11 protein-coding genes are annotated in these 13,962 nt (G+C 70.7%); 4 read left to right on the top strand and 7 right to left on the bottom strand.

Going from position 1 to position 13,962, the window contains the following annotated elements:
- Positions 1-163: 163 nt before the first annotated feature.
- From AC0699_RS35810 to AC0699_RS35795, 4 genes are all read right to left on the bottom strand, one after another.
- Positions 164-1,828, bottom strand: coding sequence for an LCP family protein (locus AC0699_RS35810; protein WP_478669170.1), 1,665 nt, complete (start codon positions 1,826-1,828; stop codon positions 164-166).
- Between the two features lie 48 nt (positions 1,829-1,876).
- On the bottom strand, positions 1,877-3,616 hold the full coding sequence (locus AC0699_RS35805) for an LCP family protein (protein ID WP_478669166.1): 1,740 nt from the start codon (positions 3,614-3,616) through the stop codon (positions 1,877-1,879).
- A gap of 224 nt (positions 3,617-3,840) precedes the next feature.
- Positions 3,841-5,046 (bottom strand): LCP family protein, encoded by a 1,206-nt coding sequence (locus tag AC0699_RS35800; protein ID WP_478669162.1) that lies wholly within the window; start codon positions 5,044-5,046, stop codon positions 3,841-3,843.
- 173 nt (positions 5,047-5,219) lie between these two features.
- Entirely contained in the window at positions 5,220-5,975 is a 756-nt protein-coding gene (locus AC0699_RS35795) for a TIGR03089 family protein (protein WP_478669159.1), read from the bottom strand.
- 128 nt (positions 5,976-6,103) lie between these two features.
- Between AC0699_RS35795 and AC0699_RS35790 the strand changes: the two genes are divergently transcribed.
- The 3 genes from AC0699_RS35790 to AC0699_RS35780 all read left to right on the top strand — a co-directional run bounded on the left by AC0699_RS35790 (position 6,104) and on the right by AC0699_RS35780 (position 9,962).
- On the top strand, positions 6,104-7,570 hold the full coding sequence (locus AC0699_RS35790) for a peptidoglycan recognition protein family protein (protein WP_478669155.1): 1,467 nt from the start codon (positions 6,104-6,106) through the stop codon (positions 7,568-7,570).
- 116 nt (positions 7,571-7,686) lie between these two features.
- Positions 7,687-8,778: a mannose-1-phosphate guanylyltransferase gene (manB, locus tag AC0699_RS35785; RefSeq protein WP_478669151.1), complete on the top strand. Its 1,092-nt coding sequence runs from the start codon at positions 7,687-7,689 to the stop codon at positions 8,776-8,778.
- Between the two features lie 179 nt (positions 8,779-8,957).
- Positions 8,958-9,962 carry a DNA-3-methyladenine glycosylase family protein gene (locus tag AC0699_RS35780; protein ID WP_478669148.1) on the top strand — a complete coding sequence of 335 codons (1,005 nt, stop codon included), beginning with the start codon at positions 8,958-8,960 and terminating at the stop codon, positions 9,960-9,962.
- Between the two features lie 87 nt (positions 9,963-10,049).
- Here AC0699_RS35780 and AC0699_RS35775 read toward each other — a convergent pair whose 3' ends face one another.
- The 3 genes from AC0699_RS35775 to AC0699_RS35765 form a co-directional block, all read right to left on the bottom strand.
- A complete protein-coding gene (locus tag AC0699_RS35775; RefSeq protein ID WP_478669142.1) occupies positions 10,050-11,348 on the bottom strand; it encodes a coenzyme F420-0:L-glutamate ligase in 1,299 nt (432 codons plus the stop codon).
- Positions 11,345-12,301: a 2-phospho-L-lactate transferase gene (cofD, locus tag AC0699_RS35770; protein ID WP_478669138.1), complete on the bottom strand. Its 957-nt coding sequence runs from the start codon at positions 12,299-12,301 to the stop codon at positions 11,345-11,347. Before cofD ends, AC0699_RS35775 begins: the two co-directional genes overlap by 4 nt.
- A 65-nt stretch (positions 12,302-12,366) precedes the next feature.
- Positions 12,367-12,867: a cysteine dioxygenase gene (locus tag AC0699_RS35765; RefSeq protein ID WP_469771813.1), complete on the bottom strand. Its 501-nt coding sequence runs from the start codon at positions 12,865-12,867 to the stop codon at positions 12,367-12,369.
- A gap of 685 nt (positions 12,868-13,552) precedes the next feature.
- On the opposite strand from AC0699_RS35765, the gene AC0699_RS35760 reads away from it, so the two are divergent.
- On the top strand, positions 13,553-13,816 hold the full coding sequence (locus AC0699_RS35760; protein WP_017945871.1) for a WhiB family transcriptional regulator: 264 nt from the start codon (positions 13,553-13,555) through the stop codon (positions 13,814-13,816).
- Positions 13,817-13,962 lie beyond the last annotated feature (146 nt).

Below are 13,962 nucleotides of genomic sequence, written 5' to 3'. Positions count from 1 at the left end.
TTGCGACACCCCCCCCCCCCCCCCCCACAACCCCCCCCCCCCCCCCCCCCCCCCACCCTCCCCCCCCCCCCCCCCCCCCCCCCCCCCCCCCCCCCCCCCCCCCCCCCCCCCCCCCCCCCCCCCCCCCCCCCCCCCCCCCCCCCCCCCCGGCGTTTTGCGTCAGCTACCAGCGGTAGGGCTTGTAGACGTCCATGCAGGCGCCCTTGTCCGCCCCGTTGAGCGCTTCGGTGTCATCCTTCGACACCGTCGGCGTGGCTGCCTTCGGGAAGGTGTCCCCGGTCCGCCAGTCGGCTCCCACGATCACGGTCACGCCCGAGACATCGGTGGACTTCTTGACGGAACTCACCGGAATGCCCAGGGCCTTGGCGACCGCCTGGGCCTCCCCCTCCAGCTCGGCGCTGGGGAAGCGGACGACCGTCTTCGCCTGCGGGTTGCTCGTGCGGTCCGCCGACGCCCGCGTGTACCCCTTCCCCGAGAGGATCTCCTTGACCTCGGACGCGCGCCCCTTCACCGAGCCCAGCTCCGGCGTGTAGGTGCCGTTCTGCACGGTGACACCGGTCTCGCCGGCGGGCGCCACCGGGTCCTTGCTGGTCGCGGCGGGCTTCGGCTTGGAGGTGGGGCCCTTGCCGTCCAGCGGGGTGTCGTCGCGGAGCATGCTCCACAGATCGTCGGCCTTGCCGGGCGCCGGCAGTACCCGGTTCTCGTCGTACGGGTCGGGAATGCGCGGCATGGTGAGCATCGTGATCCGCTCCGTCGGCACGTCCTTGAGCTGCATGCCCAGATCGAACAGCTTCTTGACCGTGCCGATCTCCTCCGAGACCTGAAGCGACTTGGTCGCGGTCTCGGCGAGGTCCATCAGCTGCCCGGTGTCGGTGAACGCGTTCTGCGCCTTCAGATTGCGGATCACCGAGTTCATGTACATGTGCTGGGCCTTGGACCGGCCGAAGTCGTCGTAGAAGGCGTGCCGGGTGCGCAGCCACTGCAGGGCCGTCTCGCCCTGGATCTTCTGCCTGCCCGCCTTCAGCTTGAGCCCGGAGCCGCCCTTCACCATGGCCGTGGGCTTGTCGTGCACGTTGTACTCGACGCACACTTCGGCCCCGCCGACCGCGTCGGCCATCGAGACCACACCGGCGAAGTCGACCATCATCCAGTGGTCGATGTAGACCCCGGTGAGGTTCTCCCAGGTGGCCAGGGTGCAGCCGGGGCCGCCGCGCGCCAGGCTCTCGTTGATCAGCGTTCTGGTCGCCTTGTACTTCTGCTTGCTCTTCGGGTCCTCGCACTCGGGTATCTGGACCCGGGTGTCGCGCGGGATCGAGACGACCGAGGCGTTCTTGCGGTCGGCCGAGACATGCAGGAGCATCTGGACGTCGGCGAGGGGCGGGGCGTCCTGCTTGTCCCGGGAGCCGCCGAGTGCCACGTTCGCCGCCGAGTTACGGCTGTCGGAACCGATCAGCAGGACGTTCAGCGGTGTCTGTCCGGCGGCGTTCGGCGCGGTCCTGCGCGCCTTGCTGTCACTGGCGCTGCGCGCACCCTTGCGGATGTTGTTGTTGAGGTGCTGGTAGTAGAGGTATCCGGCGGCGGCCGTACCGAGTATCAGCAGCGAAAGCACGGACGCGACCCAGCGTAGTATCCGGCGTTTGCCCCGTTTGCCGTGCCGGTGTGGGGCGCCACCCCGGCGCGCGGGTCCGGTGTCTCCGCCCGGCGGCTTGCCGCCCCCGGCACCCGCCGTGCCGTGCTCCTCCTCGTAGAGGCTGTCGTCCCAGCCCTGTTCACCGGCGTGCCGGACGCGTTCCCGCGTCCCCTCCCCACGCACGCTGCCGTTTCCCACCTGGCCCCCTGTCGCTTCAGGCGCGCCTCATGACCCGGTGGTCCGGGGTCATTTGGCGCACACCTGCTTGTCGGCTTCTACCTTGTCCACGTCCGCCGGCACCTTCGTCGGAGCGGTGATGGGCACCCCTGCGCCCTTGAAGTCGGCACCGAGGGTCAGGACCATCGCCTCCGTGCCCACGGCGTTCTTCGTGCCGGGCTTGAGTGCCGCGGCGGGCAGGCCCATCAAGTCCGCGAGCTTGCGCGCCTGGTCGGCCTGGTTCGGTGCGTACGCCAAGGTCGTCTTGGCGATCTTCTCCGGGGCGTTGCTCTTGTTCGACGACTTGAACACGCCCTTTTCGTTCTGCAGCCAGTTGAGGGTCGTCTGCGCGGCCCCGTTGGTGTCGCTGCCGTTGTAGACGTCCACACGTACGTCGGATGCCGCGGCCCGCGGGCCCTTGAGCAGGGCGGCCTGCTTGCTCTTGGCGGCCGACTCCTTCTTCTTCACCTCGGTGAAGGACACGTCGTTCTGCAGCAGGCTGAAGATCTGCGGAGCCTTGACCTTGTCCAGGATGACGGTCGCACCGTCCGTGTTGTCGACCACCGGCACGGTCGTGAAGCTGATGTGCTTGATGTCGATCTTGCCGAGTTCCTCGGCGAGTGCGGTCAGCTTCGGGATGTCCCCGATCGCGCTGTCGACCGTGAGCGCCTTGGTCGCCGCGTCCGCGAGCGCGAACATCTTCTTGGGATTGCCGAGGGTGTCTTCCTTCATCTGCCGGATCATCGAGGCGATGAACTGCTGCTGCTGCTTGATCCGGTCCAGGTCGCTCTCGTTGCCCAGGCCGTGCCGGTTTCGGACGAACGCGAGCGCGTCCTCACCCTGGACCTTCGACGGTCCGGCCGGCAGATCCAGCTTGGAGGATTTGTCCTTGATGGGCTTGGACAGGCAGATCTCGACGCCACCGACGGCGGTGGAGAGCGTCTTCACCGCGTTGAAGTCGGCCATCATGAAGTGGTCGACCGGAACGCCGGTCATCTGCTTGATCGTGCGCATCGTGCAGCCCGGGTCGCGTCCTGCCACCCCGAAGCTCTGGTTGAAGCGGACGCCCTCGGAACCCTTGATTATTTTGGTCGAGCCGTCCGGCTGCTTCGTGGGGCAGTCCGGGATGTCGGTGATCAGGTCCCGGGGAATGCTCAGCGCGGTCGCGTTGGTGCGGTCTTCGGAGACATGGAAGAGGAACGTCGTGTCGGCGTGGCCGGAGCTGTTGTCCCGGTCGCCGTAGCCCTCGTTGCCCGCTCCGGTGCGCTTGTCGGTGCCCAGGAGCAGGATGTTGACCGGCCCGTCCTTGGTGATGCCCTTGGCGCCCGCGTCGCCGACGTCCACCGTGTTGAGGTTGCCGTTGAGCCGCTCGTACACGTAATAGGCGCCGCCGGCGACGGCGATGAGGACGACAGCCATGGCGCCGCCGGTCCACAGCAACGCCTTCTTCTTGCGCGCCTTCGGAGGCTTGCGCTTACGACGGCCGGGACCGGTGGGGGGCGTGTTGCCGCCGCCCGCTCCGTCTGCCGCGCCCGCGCTGCGCGTCGAGCGGCGCGTGCGCTGTCCAGGGACGTCCGTCTTCTGCGCCGCGGTGCCGGTGGTGCCGCGCCGGCCGGCCGTTCTGGAGGGGGAGGCGCCGGTGGAGCGGGAAGCCGTCGACTGCCGTGTGGAACGGTCCAGTCGCAGTTCGTAATTGCCCGTCTGCGGGTTCAGTACCCACTGGTCGGCGGGGTCGATTTCGTCCGCCTGCCCACGGCTCTGCGCATCCACGGTTGCTTGAGTCCTCCGTCGGTGCCACGCGAGGCGTCCCTCCCCCCGGGAGACGCTTGATTCGTCGATCCGGTTGTGTGCGACCTGGCGGCCGATGTACCGGGTCGCGTCACACTATCCGCCCAGTTCAGCGCCGAGCGACGTCCGTGACAAATTCCACGTCCCTTACAACTGGGCAATCCGCCCAATCTTCATGGACTGCCGACAAGTCCTTGGCGATGGCTTTACCCACACATGCCGGAAGCGGCGTTCGTGCCGGGGAACGTCGGCGTCGCCGAGGGGTTTTCGGAGCCCGTACCGCCGTCGCTCTCCGTCTCCGGAGCGTCGCTCGAGGTCGTGTCCTGCGGCACCACTCTCACGGGAGCGTCCTCGCGCAGCCGCTTGAAGAGCTTGCTCGCGGCCGGCTCGACGAGTTCGTCGCGGTTCGGGTCGTACGTGTACGCCCGGCGTGGCACCGTGAGGAACTGCACGCGCTCCGACGGTACGTCCCGCAGTGAGCGGGCGAGGTAGTACAGGTCCTTCAGCGAGTCCATGCCGGGATCGGCGGTGATCGCCTTGGTCGCCGCGTCCAGCACGGGGTAGAGCTTGGCCGGGTTCAGCAGGACGCCATTGCTCTGCACCTTGTTGAAGAGCGCGCCGAGGAACCTCTGCTGCCGGTCCATGCGTTCGGTGTCGCTGCCGTTGCCGAGGGACTTGCGGGCGCGGACGAAGCCGAGGGCCTGTTCACCATTGAGGGTCTGTTTGCCCGCTTTTAGCCTGAGATGGGCATCGGGGTCGTCGATCGGCTCGCCGAGGCAGACCTCCACCCCGTCCACCGCGTCCACCATGTCCTTGAAGCCATGGAAGTCGATCACCATGTGGTGGTCGACGCGGATACCGGTGAGCCGCTCGACGGTACGGATCGAGCAGGCCGCGCCACCGATCGCGAAGGCGGAGTTGAACTGGGCGAACTGCGGCCGGCTGCGGGTGCCCCCGGCGGTGCGGCAGCTGGGGATGTCGACCATCAGATCGCGCGGGACGGAGACCGCGGTCGCACTGCGCCGGTCGGCGGCGAGATGCACCAGGATCGTCGTGTCGGAGCGCTGGCCCCCGGTGTGGCCGTATGTGCGGTTCACGGAGCCCGCACGGGTGTCCGAGCCGATGAGCAGAATGTTCCGCACCCCGCTCACCGTGTGCGGCGGGCGCTCCCTCTCGTACCGCTCCAGCTCCTCGGCGGCGGTCAGGTCCGTCCCGATGTTGCTGTCGAGCAGCCGGTACAGCCACCAGCTGACACCGGCGATGACGAGGATGAGGAACGACAGGCCGAGCGCGGCCCAACGCGGCCAGCGGCGCCTGCGGCCGACGGTGCCGTCGCCCGCCGCGTCCGGGGACCCGGCGGCATCCTCCGCCGGGTCGTCCGGTTCGGCGGGCGTGTCAGCGCTGTCGGTCACGTCTGCGTCCATCCTCGCGGCTCGTCGGGCGCGGCGGGTTTGCCGGGCTCGTTGCCCGCGCGTACGCCGATGATGTCCCGGAGCTGACGATCAGGCCCGGGGGCTCGGCAGCCGGTGAGCCGGAAGAGTGGACGTCGGAGCGGTTGTCGTACCGCGCTGCTCGCCCGGGGCGATCACATCGCCCGGTGCGTGACCCGCTCGCTCCCGGTCCGCTTCTCCAGTCCCTCCGGGGAGAGTTGACCGAGGTTGCGGCAGAGCACCACCGACCCGCCCGAGGCGAGCGGCGCGTACAGCCCGGCCGACAGCCCCTCCCAGGTGTCGTACGGGCGCCCCGACAGCAGTCGCGACCCGGTGTCCCCCAGGCCCAGCGACGCCGCGTCCGCGCGGGCGCGCTCGACGAGGGCCTCGCCCGTCAGCTCCATGCCCGCGACCGCAAGGGCGGGCGCACTCGGGTCCACCGGAACATAAGGCGCGAACCGGTCACCCTGGCTCGGCACCTCGACCGCGTAGTCGGCGAAGCCCTCGGGCACCTGCGGGAAACGGCCGCCCAGCGGCCGCAGCGCCAGGGCGAGCCGCTCCCCGGAACAGGCCCGCGCCGCCTCCAGCGTGTCCGGGCCGCTGACGACGAGGTCCGCGCCCGCGGGGTCACCGCCGATCTCGGCGACCACTCCGACCGAATGGCAGGCGAGCAGCCACACCGCGGTCTGCCAGTGCGCCGGCAGCAGCAGCGCCAGCCGGTCGCCCGGCTCCGCGGACAGCCCGTCCTGGAGCAGATTCGCCGTCTTGGCCACCCAATTGGCGAAGGTCGCGACGGACAATTCGACGCGCTCACCGGTGGCATCGTCGTAGAAGGTGACCAGGGGGCGGGCCGGATCCTCGGCGAGGGCGGATCGCAGCAGGTCGGCGGGGGTGCGGTCGCTGGCGTTCACCCGCGCAAGAGTACGCCGCCGAGGTGCCGCGGGCGCCGCCGTACCGGTGACGGCGTCCCCCGGTCGGGCCGACGGGCCGTCAGATTCCCGGAAGGCGGAATGTGTCCGCCCGTCCAATGATCATTGGCATGCGTGCCTTCCATGTATCCACGATCGGCGTCACGTGCACAGCCGCCCTCGCCCTTCCCGCACTCGCGCTGCCGGCCACCGCCGCGCCGCCCGTGCCGGACCTGCCGGGCTCCACCCAGTCCTTGCCGCTCGAGCCGCTCCCCGGCCACCAGCGGGCGGCCGGCGGCGCCGTCGTCCAGGGGCTGGAGCGACGCGAGGTCCGTCCGTTCTCGCTCGTCGGGGTCGTCTGGGACGACGTGGAGACCGAACTCCACGGCACGGTCCAGGTCCGTACCCGTGCCGCGGGCTCCAGTACGTGGTCCGCGTGGCAGCACGTGGAGACCCACGACGAGGAGCACGCCCCTGACCCCGGCTCACCGGAGCGTGTCGCGGGACATGTACGCGGCTCGACCGCGCCCCTGTGGGTCGGCGAATCGGACGGCGTCGAGGTCCGCGTACAGTCCGCGACCACGGCCGGGACGACGGCCGGGACGACAGCCGGGACGAGCGCCGGGACGCGGCGCGGCCCCACGGAGCCACTCCCGCGCGGCCTGCGGCTCCAGCTCGTCGACCCGGGCCGGGTCGCGGAAGCCGAGGTGCCGCCACTGTCCGAAGACCCCGAGCCGCGGCCCGCGGCGTCGGCGAACCCCTGGCCGGGAGGAGGCGAGGGCGAGGGCGAGGGAGCGGCGGAGGACGAACTGCCTGCGGGCGGCCCGGAGACCGAAGCGCAGGTTGAAGCGCAGGCCGCCGACCTGACGGCCGAGTCCGCGGCCGCCTCGGCGGTCAACGCGGATCTCGCGCCGCTCGGGGCCGATGTGATCCCCGCCCTGTCCAAGGCGGAGACGGCCGCGGTGGCCAAGCTGTACGGCGTTGCGAAGCCGTACATCGGCCCGCGGCCGGGCATCATCACCCGCAAGGGCTGGGGCGCCGACGAGTCGCTGCGCGAGAAGCAGTTCGTGTACACCAGCGCGGTCAAGGCGGCCTTCGTCCACCACAGTGCGACGGGCAACGGGTTCACCTGCGCGCAGGCGCCCTCCGTCCTGCGCAGTATCTACCGCTACCACGTCGAGAGCAGTGGCTGGCGGGACATCGGCTACAACTTCGCCGTCGACAAGTGCGGAAACATCTACGAAGGGCGGGCAGGAGGCGTGGCAAAGGCAGTGCTCGGCGCACACACACGCGGTTTCAACACGAACAGCATGGGCATCGCGGTCCTCGGAACGTACAGTTCGACCACCCCGCCGCCGGCCGCGGTGGAGGCGGTCGCCAAGCTCACCGCCTGGAAGCTGGGTCTGTACGGGGTGAACCCGAAGTCGAAGACGTATCTGACATCCGGGGGCGGCAACAAGTTCGCGAAGGGCACACAGGCCAGACTCAACGTCATCTCGGGGCACCGGGACGGATTCGCGACCGACTGCCCAGGAGGCCGCCTCTACGACCAGCTCGGCACGGCCCGCACCGTCTCGGCCAGACTCCAGGGCCGCTGACGGGCCACGGACGGGCCGGTGAAGGCCCGTGCCGCATACGTACGTACGAACAGGCTGAATACACTGGCCGGTCATACGCACGAATCGCCCGGCCCCAGCAGGAAGCAGAGAAGGCATTGACTCAGGCCCCAGAAGCGATCCTCCTGGTCGGCGGTAAGGGCACGCGGTTGCGCCCGCTCACCATGAACACGCCCAAGCCGATGGTCCCCGCGGCAGGCGTGCCGTTCCTCACGCACCAGCTGGCGCGGGCGCGCGCCGCGGGCGTCGAGCACATCGTGCTCGCGACGTCGTACCTCGCGGAGGTCTTCGAGCCGTACTTCGGCGACGGCTCCTCGATGGGCCTGCACCTGGAGTACGTCACCGAGGAGGAGCCGCTCGGCACGGGCGGGGCGATCCGGAACGTCGCGTCACGGCTGCGGTCGGGGCCGGAGGATCCGGTACTGATCTTCAACGGTGACATTCTGACGGGCCTGGACATCGGTGGCCTGGTCGAGACGCACACGGCGTCCGGGGCGGACGTCTCCCTGCACCTGACCCGGGTGGCGGACCCCCGGGCGTTCGGCCTGGTGCCCACCGACGGGACGGGCCGGGTGACAGCCTTCCTGGAGAAGCCCCAGACCCCGGAGGAGATCGTCACCGACCAGATCAACGCGGGGGCGTACGTCTTCCGCCGCTCGGTGATCGACGGCATTCCGGCGGGCCGCCCGGTCTCGGTCGAACGGGAGACCTTTCCCGATCTGCTGGCCTCCGGGGCTCACCTCCAGGGCATGGTCGACTCCACCTACTGGCTGGACCTCGGCACCCCGCAGGCCTTCGTCCGAGGCTCCGCCGACCTGGTCCTGGGCCGCGCGCCCTCCCCGGCCGTGCCCGGCCGCTGCGGCGACCGCCTGATCCTGCCGACCGCGACGGTCGCCCCGGACGCCAAGCTCACCGGCGGCACGGTGATCGGCGCCGGCGCGGTCATCGGCGAGGGTGCCCGCATCACCGGCAGCACGATCCTGGACGGCGCGACCGTCGAGGCCGGAGCCGTCGTCACCGACTCCCTGGTCGGAGCGGGCGCCCACGTGGGCGCCCGCACGGTCCTCACGGGTGCGGTGATCGGCGACGGCGCGGTCGTCGGCCCCGACAACGAGCTCAGGGACGGCGTCCGGGTGTGGTGCGACGCGACGCTCCCGGCGGGGGCGATCCGCTTCTCCTCGGACCAGTAGGGCCGTGTGCCCGGGGGCATCCGCCCCCGGGCCGGATCCGGAGCCCTACTCTCTAAGGGACCGCACTCCCCGACGGGCTCGCGAAGGGACTGCACTCCCCAAGGGACTCCCGGAACCCTCCAGGGGGCTCCACCGAGGACCCCGAGCACCGAGGACCCCCGACACCGAGGACCCCTCCCGTGGCAGGACGCTTCGACCCACGCCCCGCCGTCACCCGCACCACCGTGCGCGGCGGCGAGGTCCCCGTACCCGCGCCCAGGGCCTCGGCCTCCGCGCTCGGGGGCAGGGAGCGGCGCTACGTACCGCCGGGCCCGCTGGACCTGGGGCTCGTGCTGGGGCCGCTGCGGCGCGGGCCGGCCGATCCGACGTTCCGTACGACACCGGACGGCTCGGTGTGGCGTGCCACCCGCACCCCCGACGGACCGGGCACCCTCCGCGTCGCGGCACGGGACGGGGCCGTCCACACCGAAGCCTGGGGCCCCGGCGCCGAGTGGCTGATGGAGCAACTGCCCGCCATGCTCGGCGAGTCCGACGACCCGGACGCCTTCGAGCCGCGCCACCGCCTCGTCGCGGCCACCCACCGTCGCCGTCCCGGCCTGCGCCTGACCCGCACGGGACTGGTCATGGAGTCCCTGATCCCGTCGATCCTGGAGCAGAAGGTCACCACCGACGAGGCCTACCGCGCCTGGCGCCTCCTCGTACGGAAATACGGCGAGCCCGCACCGGGTCCGGGCGACCGTCTCCACGTCATGCCCGACCCTCGCACCTGGTCCCTCATCCCCTCCTGGGAGTGGCACCGCGCGGGCGTCGACGACAAACGAGCCGCCACGATCCTGCGCGCGGTCCGCGTCGCCCGCCGCATGGAGGAGGCCGCGGCGATGGAGCCCGAAGCGGCCATGGCGCGCCTGGAGCTGATCCCCGGCATCGGCCCCTGGACCTCCGCCGAGACGATCCAGCGCAGCAACGGCGCCCCCGACGCCGTCACGGTCGGCGACCTCCACCTCCCCGGCATCGTCGGCTACGCCCTCGCGGGCGACCGAGACGCCGACGACGCTGCCATGCTCGAACTCCTGCAGCCCTACGCGGGCCAGCGCCACCGCGCGGCGCGGTTGATCCTGCTGAGCGGGCGGGTGCCGGCGCGTCGCAAGCCGAAGATGCCGCGGCACGACATCGCCGCGCTCTGATCATGAGCGCTCTGATCACGAGCGCTCAGGACGGAAGCGCTCAGGGCGCGAGCCGGGGCCCAGAGCCGGGCCAGGGGCCGCGTCCGTTCAGCGCACCTCGATGAACGCCGACGCCTCCCGCTCCGGTCGCGGCTTCGGCGCCGCCGCCGGCCGTCCCACGGCCACCGCCCCCATCGGATCCCACGACTCCGGCAGCCCGAGAACCTCGCGCACGACCTCGCGGCAGAACATCGTCGAAGACACCCACGCCGACCCGAGCCGCTCGCCCGCCAGCGCCACCAGGAAGTTCTGGACACCCGCGCCCGCCGCGACGACGAACATCTCGCGCTCCGCGGCGTCCCTGCGCTCGTCGCCGTAGAGGTGCGAGCCGTCCATCACCAGGCACGGCACCACCAGATACGGCGCGGTCCGCAGTACGTCCCCGCGCTTGATCCGCTTGGCGATGGACTCCTCCGACTTGCCGTCGCGCCGCAGATCCGCGATCCAGGCCTCCCGCATCGCGTCCAGCAGCCGCAGCCGCGAAGCCTCCGATTCGAGCAGCACGAAGCGCCACGGCGTCGTGTGGTGCGGCGCGGGCGCCGTCACGGCCGCGGCGACCGCACGCCGGACCGCGCCCGGGTCCACCGGATCGTCCGTGAACTCCCGCACCGTCCGCCGCAGCGTCACCGCTTCCCGTACCGCCTCCGACGTGCCGAGGCGGAACATGTCGTCCTCGGCGCCCCGCACCAGCGCCGCCGCGCCGTCCGCCGTCCCGGCGACGACATGGGCGAGGCCACGGACCACCGCCACGGGCAGCCCGGCCGCCTTGCCCTTGACCAGGTCGCCCGCCGCTGCCAGCTCGTCCGCCGTGGCGACGACGGTCGCGGTCAGCGGATTCCCGTGCGCGTCGACGCCACCCCGCAGATCGTCCAGGACCTGGACTCCCGCCGCTCCGATCGCGACATCGGTGAGCCCGGTGCGCCAGGGCCGCCCGAAGGTGTCCGTCACCACCACGCCGACCTCGACACCGAGGGTGTCCCGCAGCCCCTCACGGATACGGGCCGCCGACGCGTCGGGGTCCTCGGGCAGCAACAGCACGGTTCCTGCGGCGGTGTTGGAGGCGTCGACCCCGGCCGCGGCCATGATCAGGCCCTGCCGGTTCTCGACGATACGGAGGGTGCCGCGCCGGGCCACCACCCGCACCGTCTCGGCGTCGATGGCCTCCTCCCGCGAGTCCGCGGCGATGATCCGGCCCTCGGCCTTGGAGACGATCTTCGACGTGACGAGCAGGACGTCGCCGTCCACCAGGCCCGGTTCGGTGGCCGCGATCAGCTTCGCGATGTCGTCGCCCGGCCGGACCTCGGGCAGCCCGGGCAACGCCCAGACGCGGTAGGACGGATGCGTCATGCCCGCACCTCCTCGGCGAGCGCCAGCGCCTCACGCGCCATCGCCGCCGCGGCCTCGATGCCGGTCATCATCAGCGGCACGGCCTTGCAGCGGATCCCCGCCTCCTCGACGTCCGCCACGGCCCCCGCGTCCACGGTGTCCACGAGCCAGCCGTCCAGCAGCCCCGAGCCGTAGTGCTTCGCCACCGCAGCTGCCGTCGACTCGACGCCGACCGCCGCCAGCACCTTGTCGGCCATGCCGCGCACCGGCGCGTCCCCGACGATGGGGGAGAGGCCGACGACGGGGACGCCCGCCTCGGCGATCGCCTCCCGGATGCCAGGCACCGCGAGGATCGTCCCCACGCTCACCACCGGGTTGGACGGCGGGAAGATGATGACGTCGGCCGCGCCGATCGCCTCCAGGACGCCCGGCGCGGGCTTGGCCTGCTCGGCGCCCACGGGCACGACGGCCTGGGCGTCGACGGAGGCCCGCAGCCTGACCCAGTACTCCTGGAAGTGGATGGCCTTGCGCTCGCCCTCGACATCGACGGCGACATGCGTCTCGACGCGGTCGTCGGACATCGGCAGCAGCCGCACCCCGGGCTGCCACCGTGCGCACAGCGCCTCGGTGACGGCGCTCAGCGGATAGCCCGCGCTCAGCATCTGCGTACGGACGATGTGCGTGGCGAAGTCACGGTCGCCCAGCCCGAACCACTCGGGGCCCACGCCGTACGCGGCGAGCTCGCTCTTGACCTGGAAGGTCTCGTCCGTACGTCCCCAGCCCTGCTCCTCGTTGATGCCGCCGCCGAGCGTGTACATCACCGTGTCGAGGTCGGGACACACCTTCAGCCCGAACAGATGGATGTCGTCACCGGTGTTGCCGATGACCGTGATGTCGGCTTCGGGGGCGGCCGCCTTGAGGCCACGCAGGAAACGAGCACCGCCGATACCACCGGCCAGAACCACAATGCGCATGGGGACAGTCTGTCAGCCCAAGGCTGTTCCCATGAGGGGTGGTGGGCGGGGCGACGGAAGGGGCGTCAGGCGGCGACGGCATCCTGTCGGGCCGGGGAGCAGTGGGCCGTGTGCATCGGCATCTCGGTCAGGCCCGGGAAGTAGATGTGCAGACTGACAGCCGGTTCGAGCGAGTCGTTGACCACCTCGTGCACATATCCGGGTGCGAAGACGCGCTGGGCGCCGACGGCCAGGGACCGGGAGGCGGTGGCCGTCCGCTCCGTCAACTCGCCCTCGAGGACGGTCAGTACACCGGACGAGCGGCCGTGGTCGTGGAGTCCGCTGCCCTGGCCGGGGACCCAGGAGAGCAGCCAGACCTCGTAGCCGGGGCCGGTGCGCAGCCGGTGGTACCAGCGGGTGGTGGCGTCGTACTGGACGAGGTGGGCCCACTGGGCGGGGTCGGCGGCGATGGAGCGGGCGAGGCCGGCGAACTCGGCCACGGTCGCCGGGTGCTCACGGGCGGGCTGGAGGAGGTGCTGAACCTCGAGGATGTCGCCGGCGATCTGGAGGTCGCTGTCGCTGTTCATGGGTGCGGTGGTTCCTCGGCAGAAACGGGAAGGTCAGTGCTGGGGTGTCGCGAGTCTCCGCCCGGGGCGGAGTGGGGAGAGCTGGAGCGCTACGGCATCAACAGCTGGAACAGCAACAGCAACAGCGAGTCCGGACAGCGCTGCGGAACCCACGGGTCTCGTGGGCCGCGGAGGGCGCTGTGGTCGCTGGCATGCATCCAAAGGTGACCAACGCGGTCCCAGATGTCAACTCAATGCCCGGTTTGGCGGCAATGTTTCACCTCATCCGGTTACTCCGCTCGGAGAAAGGTTTGTGCATTGATGGGACCGGAGACATGGCGCAGCAACCGCGCTCTTAAACGCCGTTGTGTTCTCGTGATCGGACTGTGATCCGGATCGCTTGTGTGGCTGGATCGCAACAAGATCGAACCGCGCGACGTCCTCCCTCGTGAGGGCCGGTTGGTGCCGGTGCCGGACCGAGGGTCGGAGGGGGTGCGGACAGGCCAGTGGTAAGTGTCTTGGTTTTTGGTGATTTGCACACTTTCCGCATAGGTTTGGTTCTGCAGAGTGAATACGGGGCTCAATAGCAGATCTCGGCTTGACTGGCCCGGATCCACACACTTGTAATTTCACTCGTGTCGTTCGGCCGAAATCGGTACGGCTCACGGCCACATCACGGGGACGCAAAGACGGACGAGGGGCGCACATGACCGAGCTGTTTCAGCAACTGCTGGTCGAGGACGCGGACGAGGAACTCGGCTGGCAGGAGCGCGCCTTGTGCGCCCAGACCGACCCCGAGTCCTTCTTCCCCGAGAAGGGCGGTTCGACCCGCGAGGCCAAGAAGGTCTGCCTCGCCTGTGAGGTCCGCTCCGAGTGCCTCGAGTACGCCCTTGCCAACGACGAGCGATTCGGTATCTGGGGCGGCCTGTCCGAACGTGAGCGCCGCCGTCTGAAGAAGGCCGCGGTCTGAGGAAGGCGCGGTCTGAGGAAGGCGCGGTCTGAGGAAGGCCGCCGTCCGAGGAAGGCCGCCGTCCGAAGAGGACCGCCGTCCGAGGAAGGCGCCGTCCGAGGAAGGCCGCCGTCCGGCGAGGGTCGCTGTCCGGCCGATCCGGGGCT

This window comes from Streptomyces sp. NPDC043870, from assembly GCF_056435785.1.
Note: the sequence above shows the minus strand (reverse complement) of the source record. Positions and strands in the feature narration are given on the sequence as shown.

What these genes read in the sequence shown, in the direction of transcription:
- AC0699_RS35790 (WP_478669155.1), top strand. Translation starts at nt 6,104, where the DNA reads ATGCGTGCCTTCCATGTATCCACGATCGGCGTCACGTGCACAGCCGCC.
- AC0699_RS35775 (WP_478669142.1), bottom strand. Translation starts at nt 11,348, where the DNA reads ATGACGCATCCGTCCTACCGCGTCTGGGCGTTGCCCGGGCTGCCCGAG.
- cofD (WP_478669138.1), bottom strand. Translation starts at nt 12,301, where the DNA reads ATGCGCATTGTGGTTCTGGCCGGTGGTATCGGCGGTGCTCGTTTCCTG.
- AC0699_RS35765 (WP_469771813.1), bottom strand. Translation starts at nt 12,867, where the DNA reads ATGAACAGCGACAGCGACCTCCAGATCGCCGGCGACATCCTCGAGGTT.
- AC0699_RS35760 (WP_017945871.1), top strand. Translation starts at nt 13,553, where the DNA reads ATGACCGAGCTGTTTCAGCAACTGCTGGTCGAGGACGCGGACGAGGAA.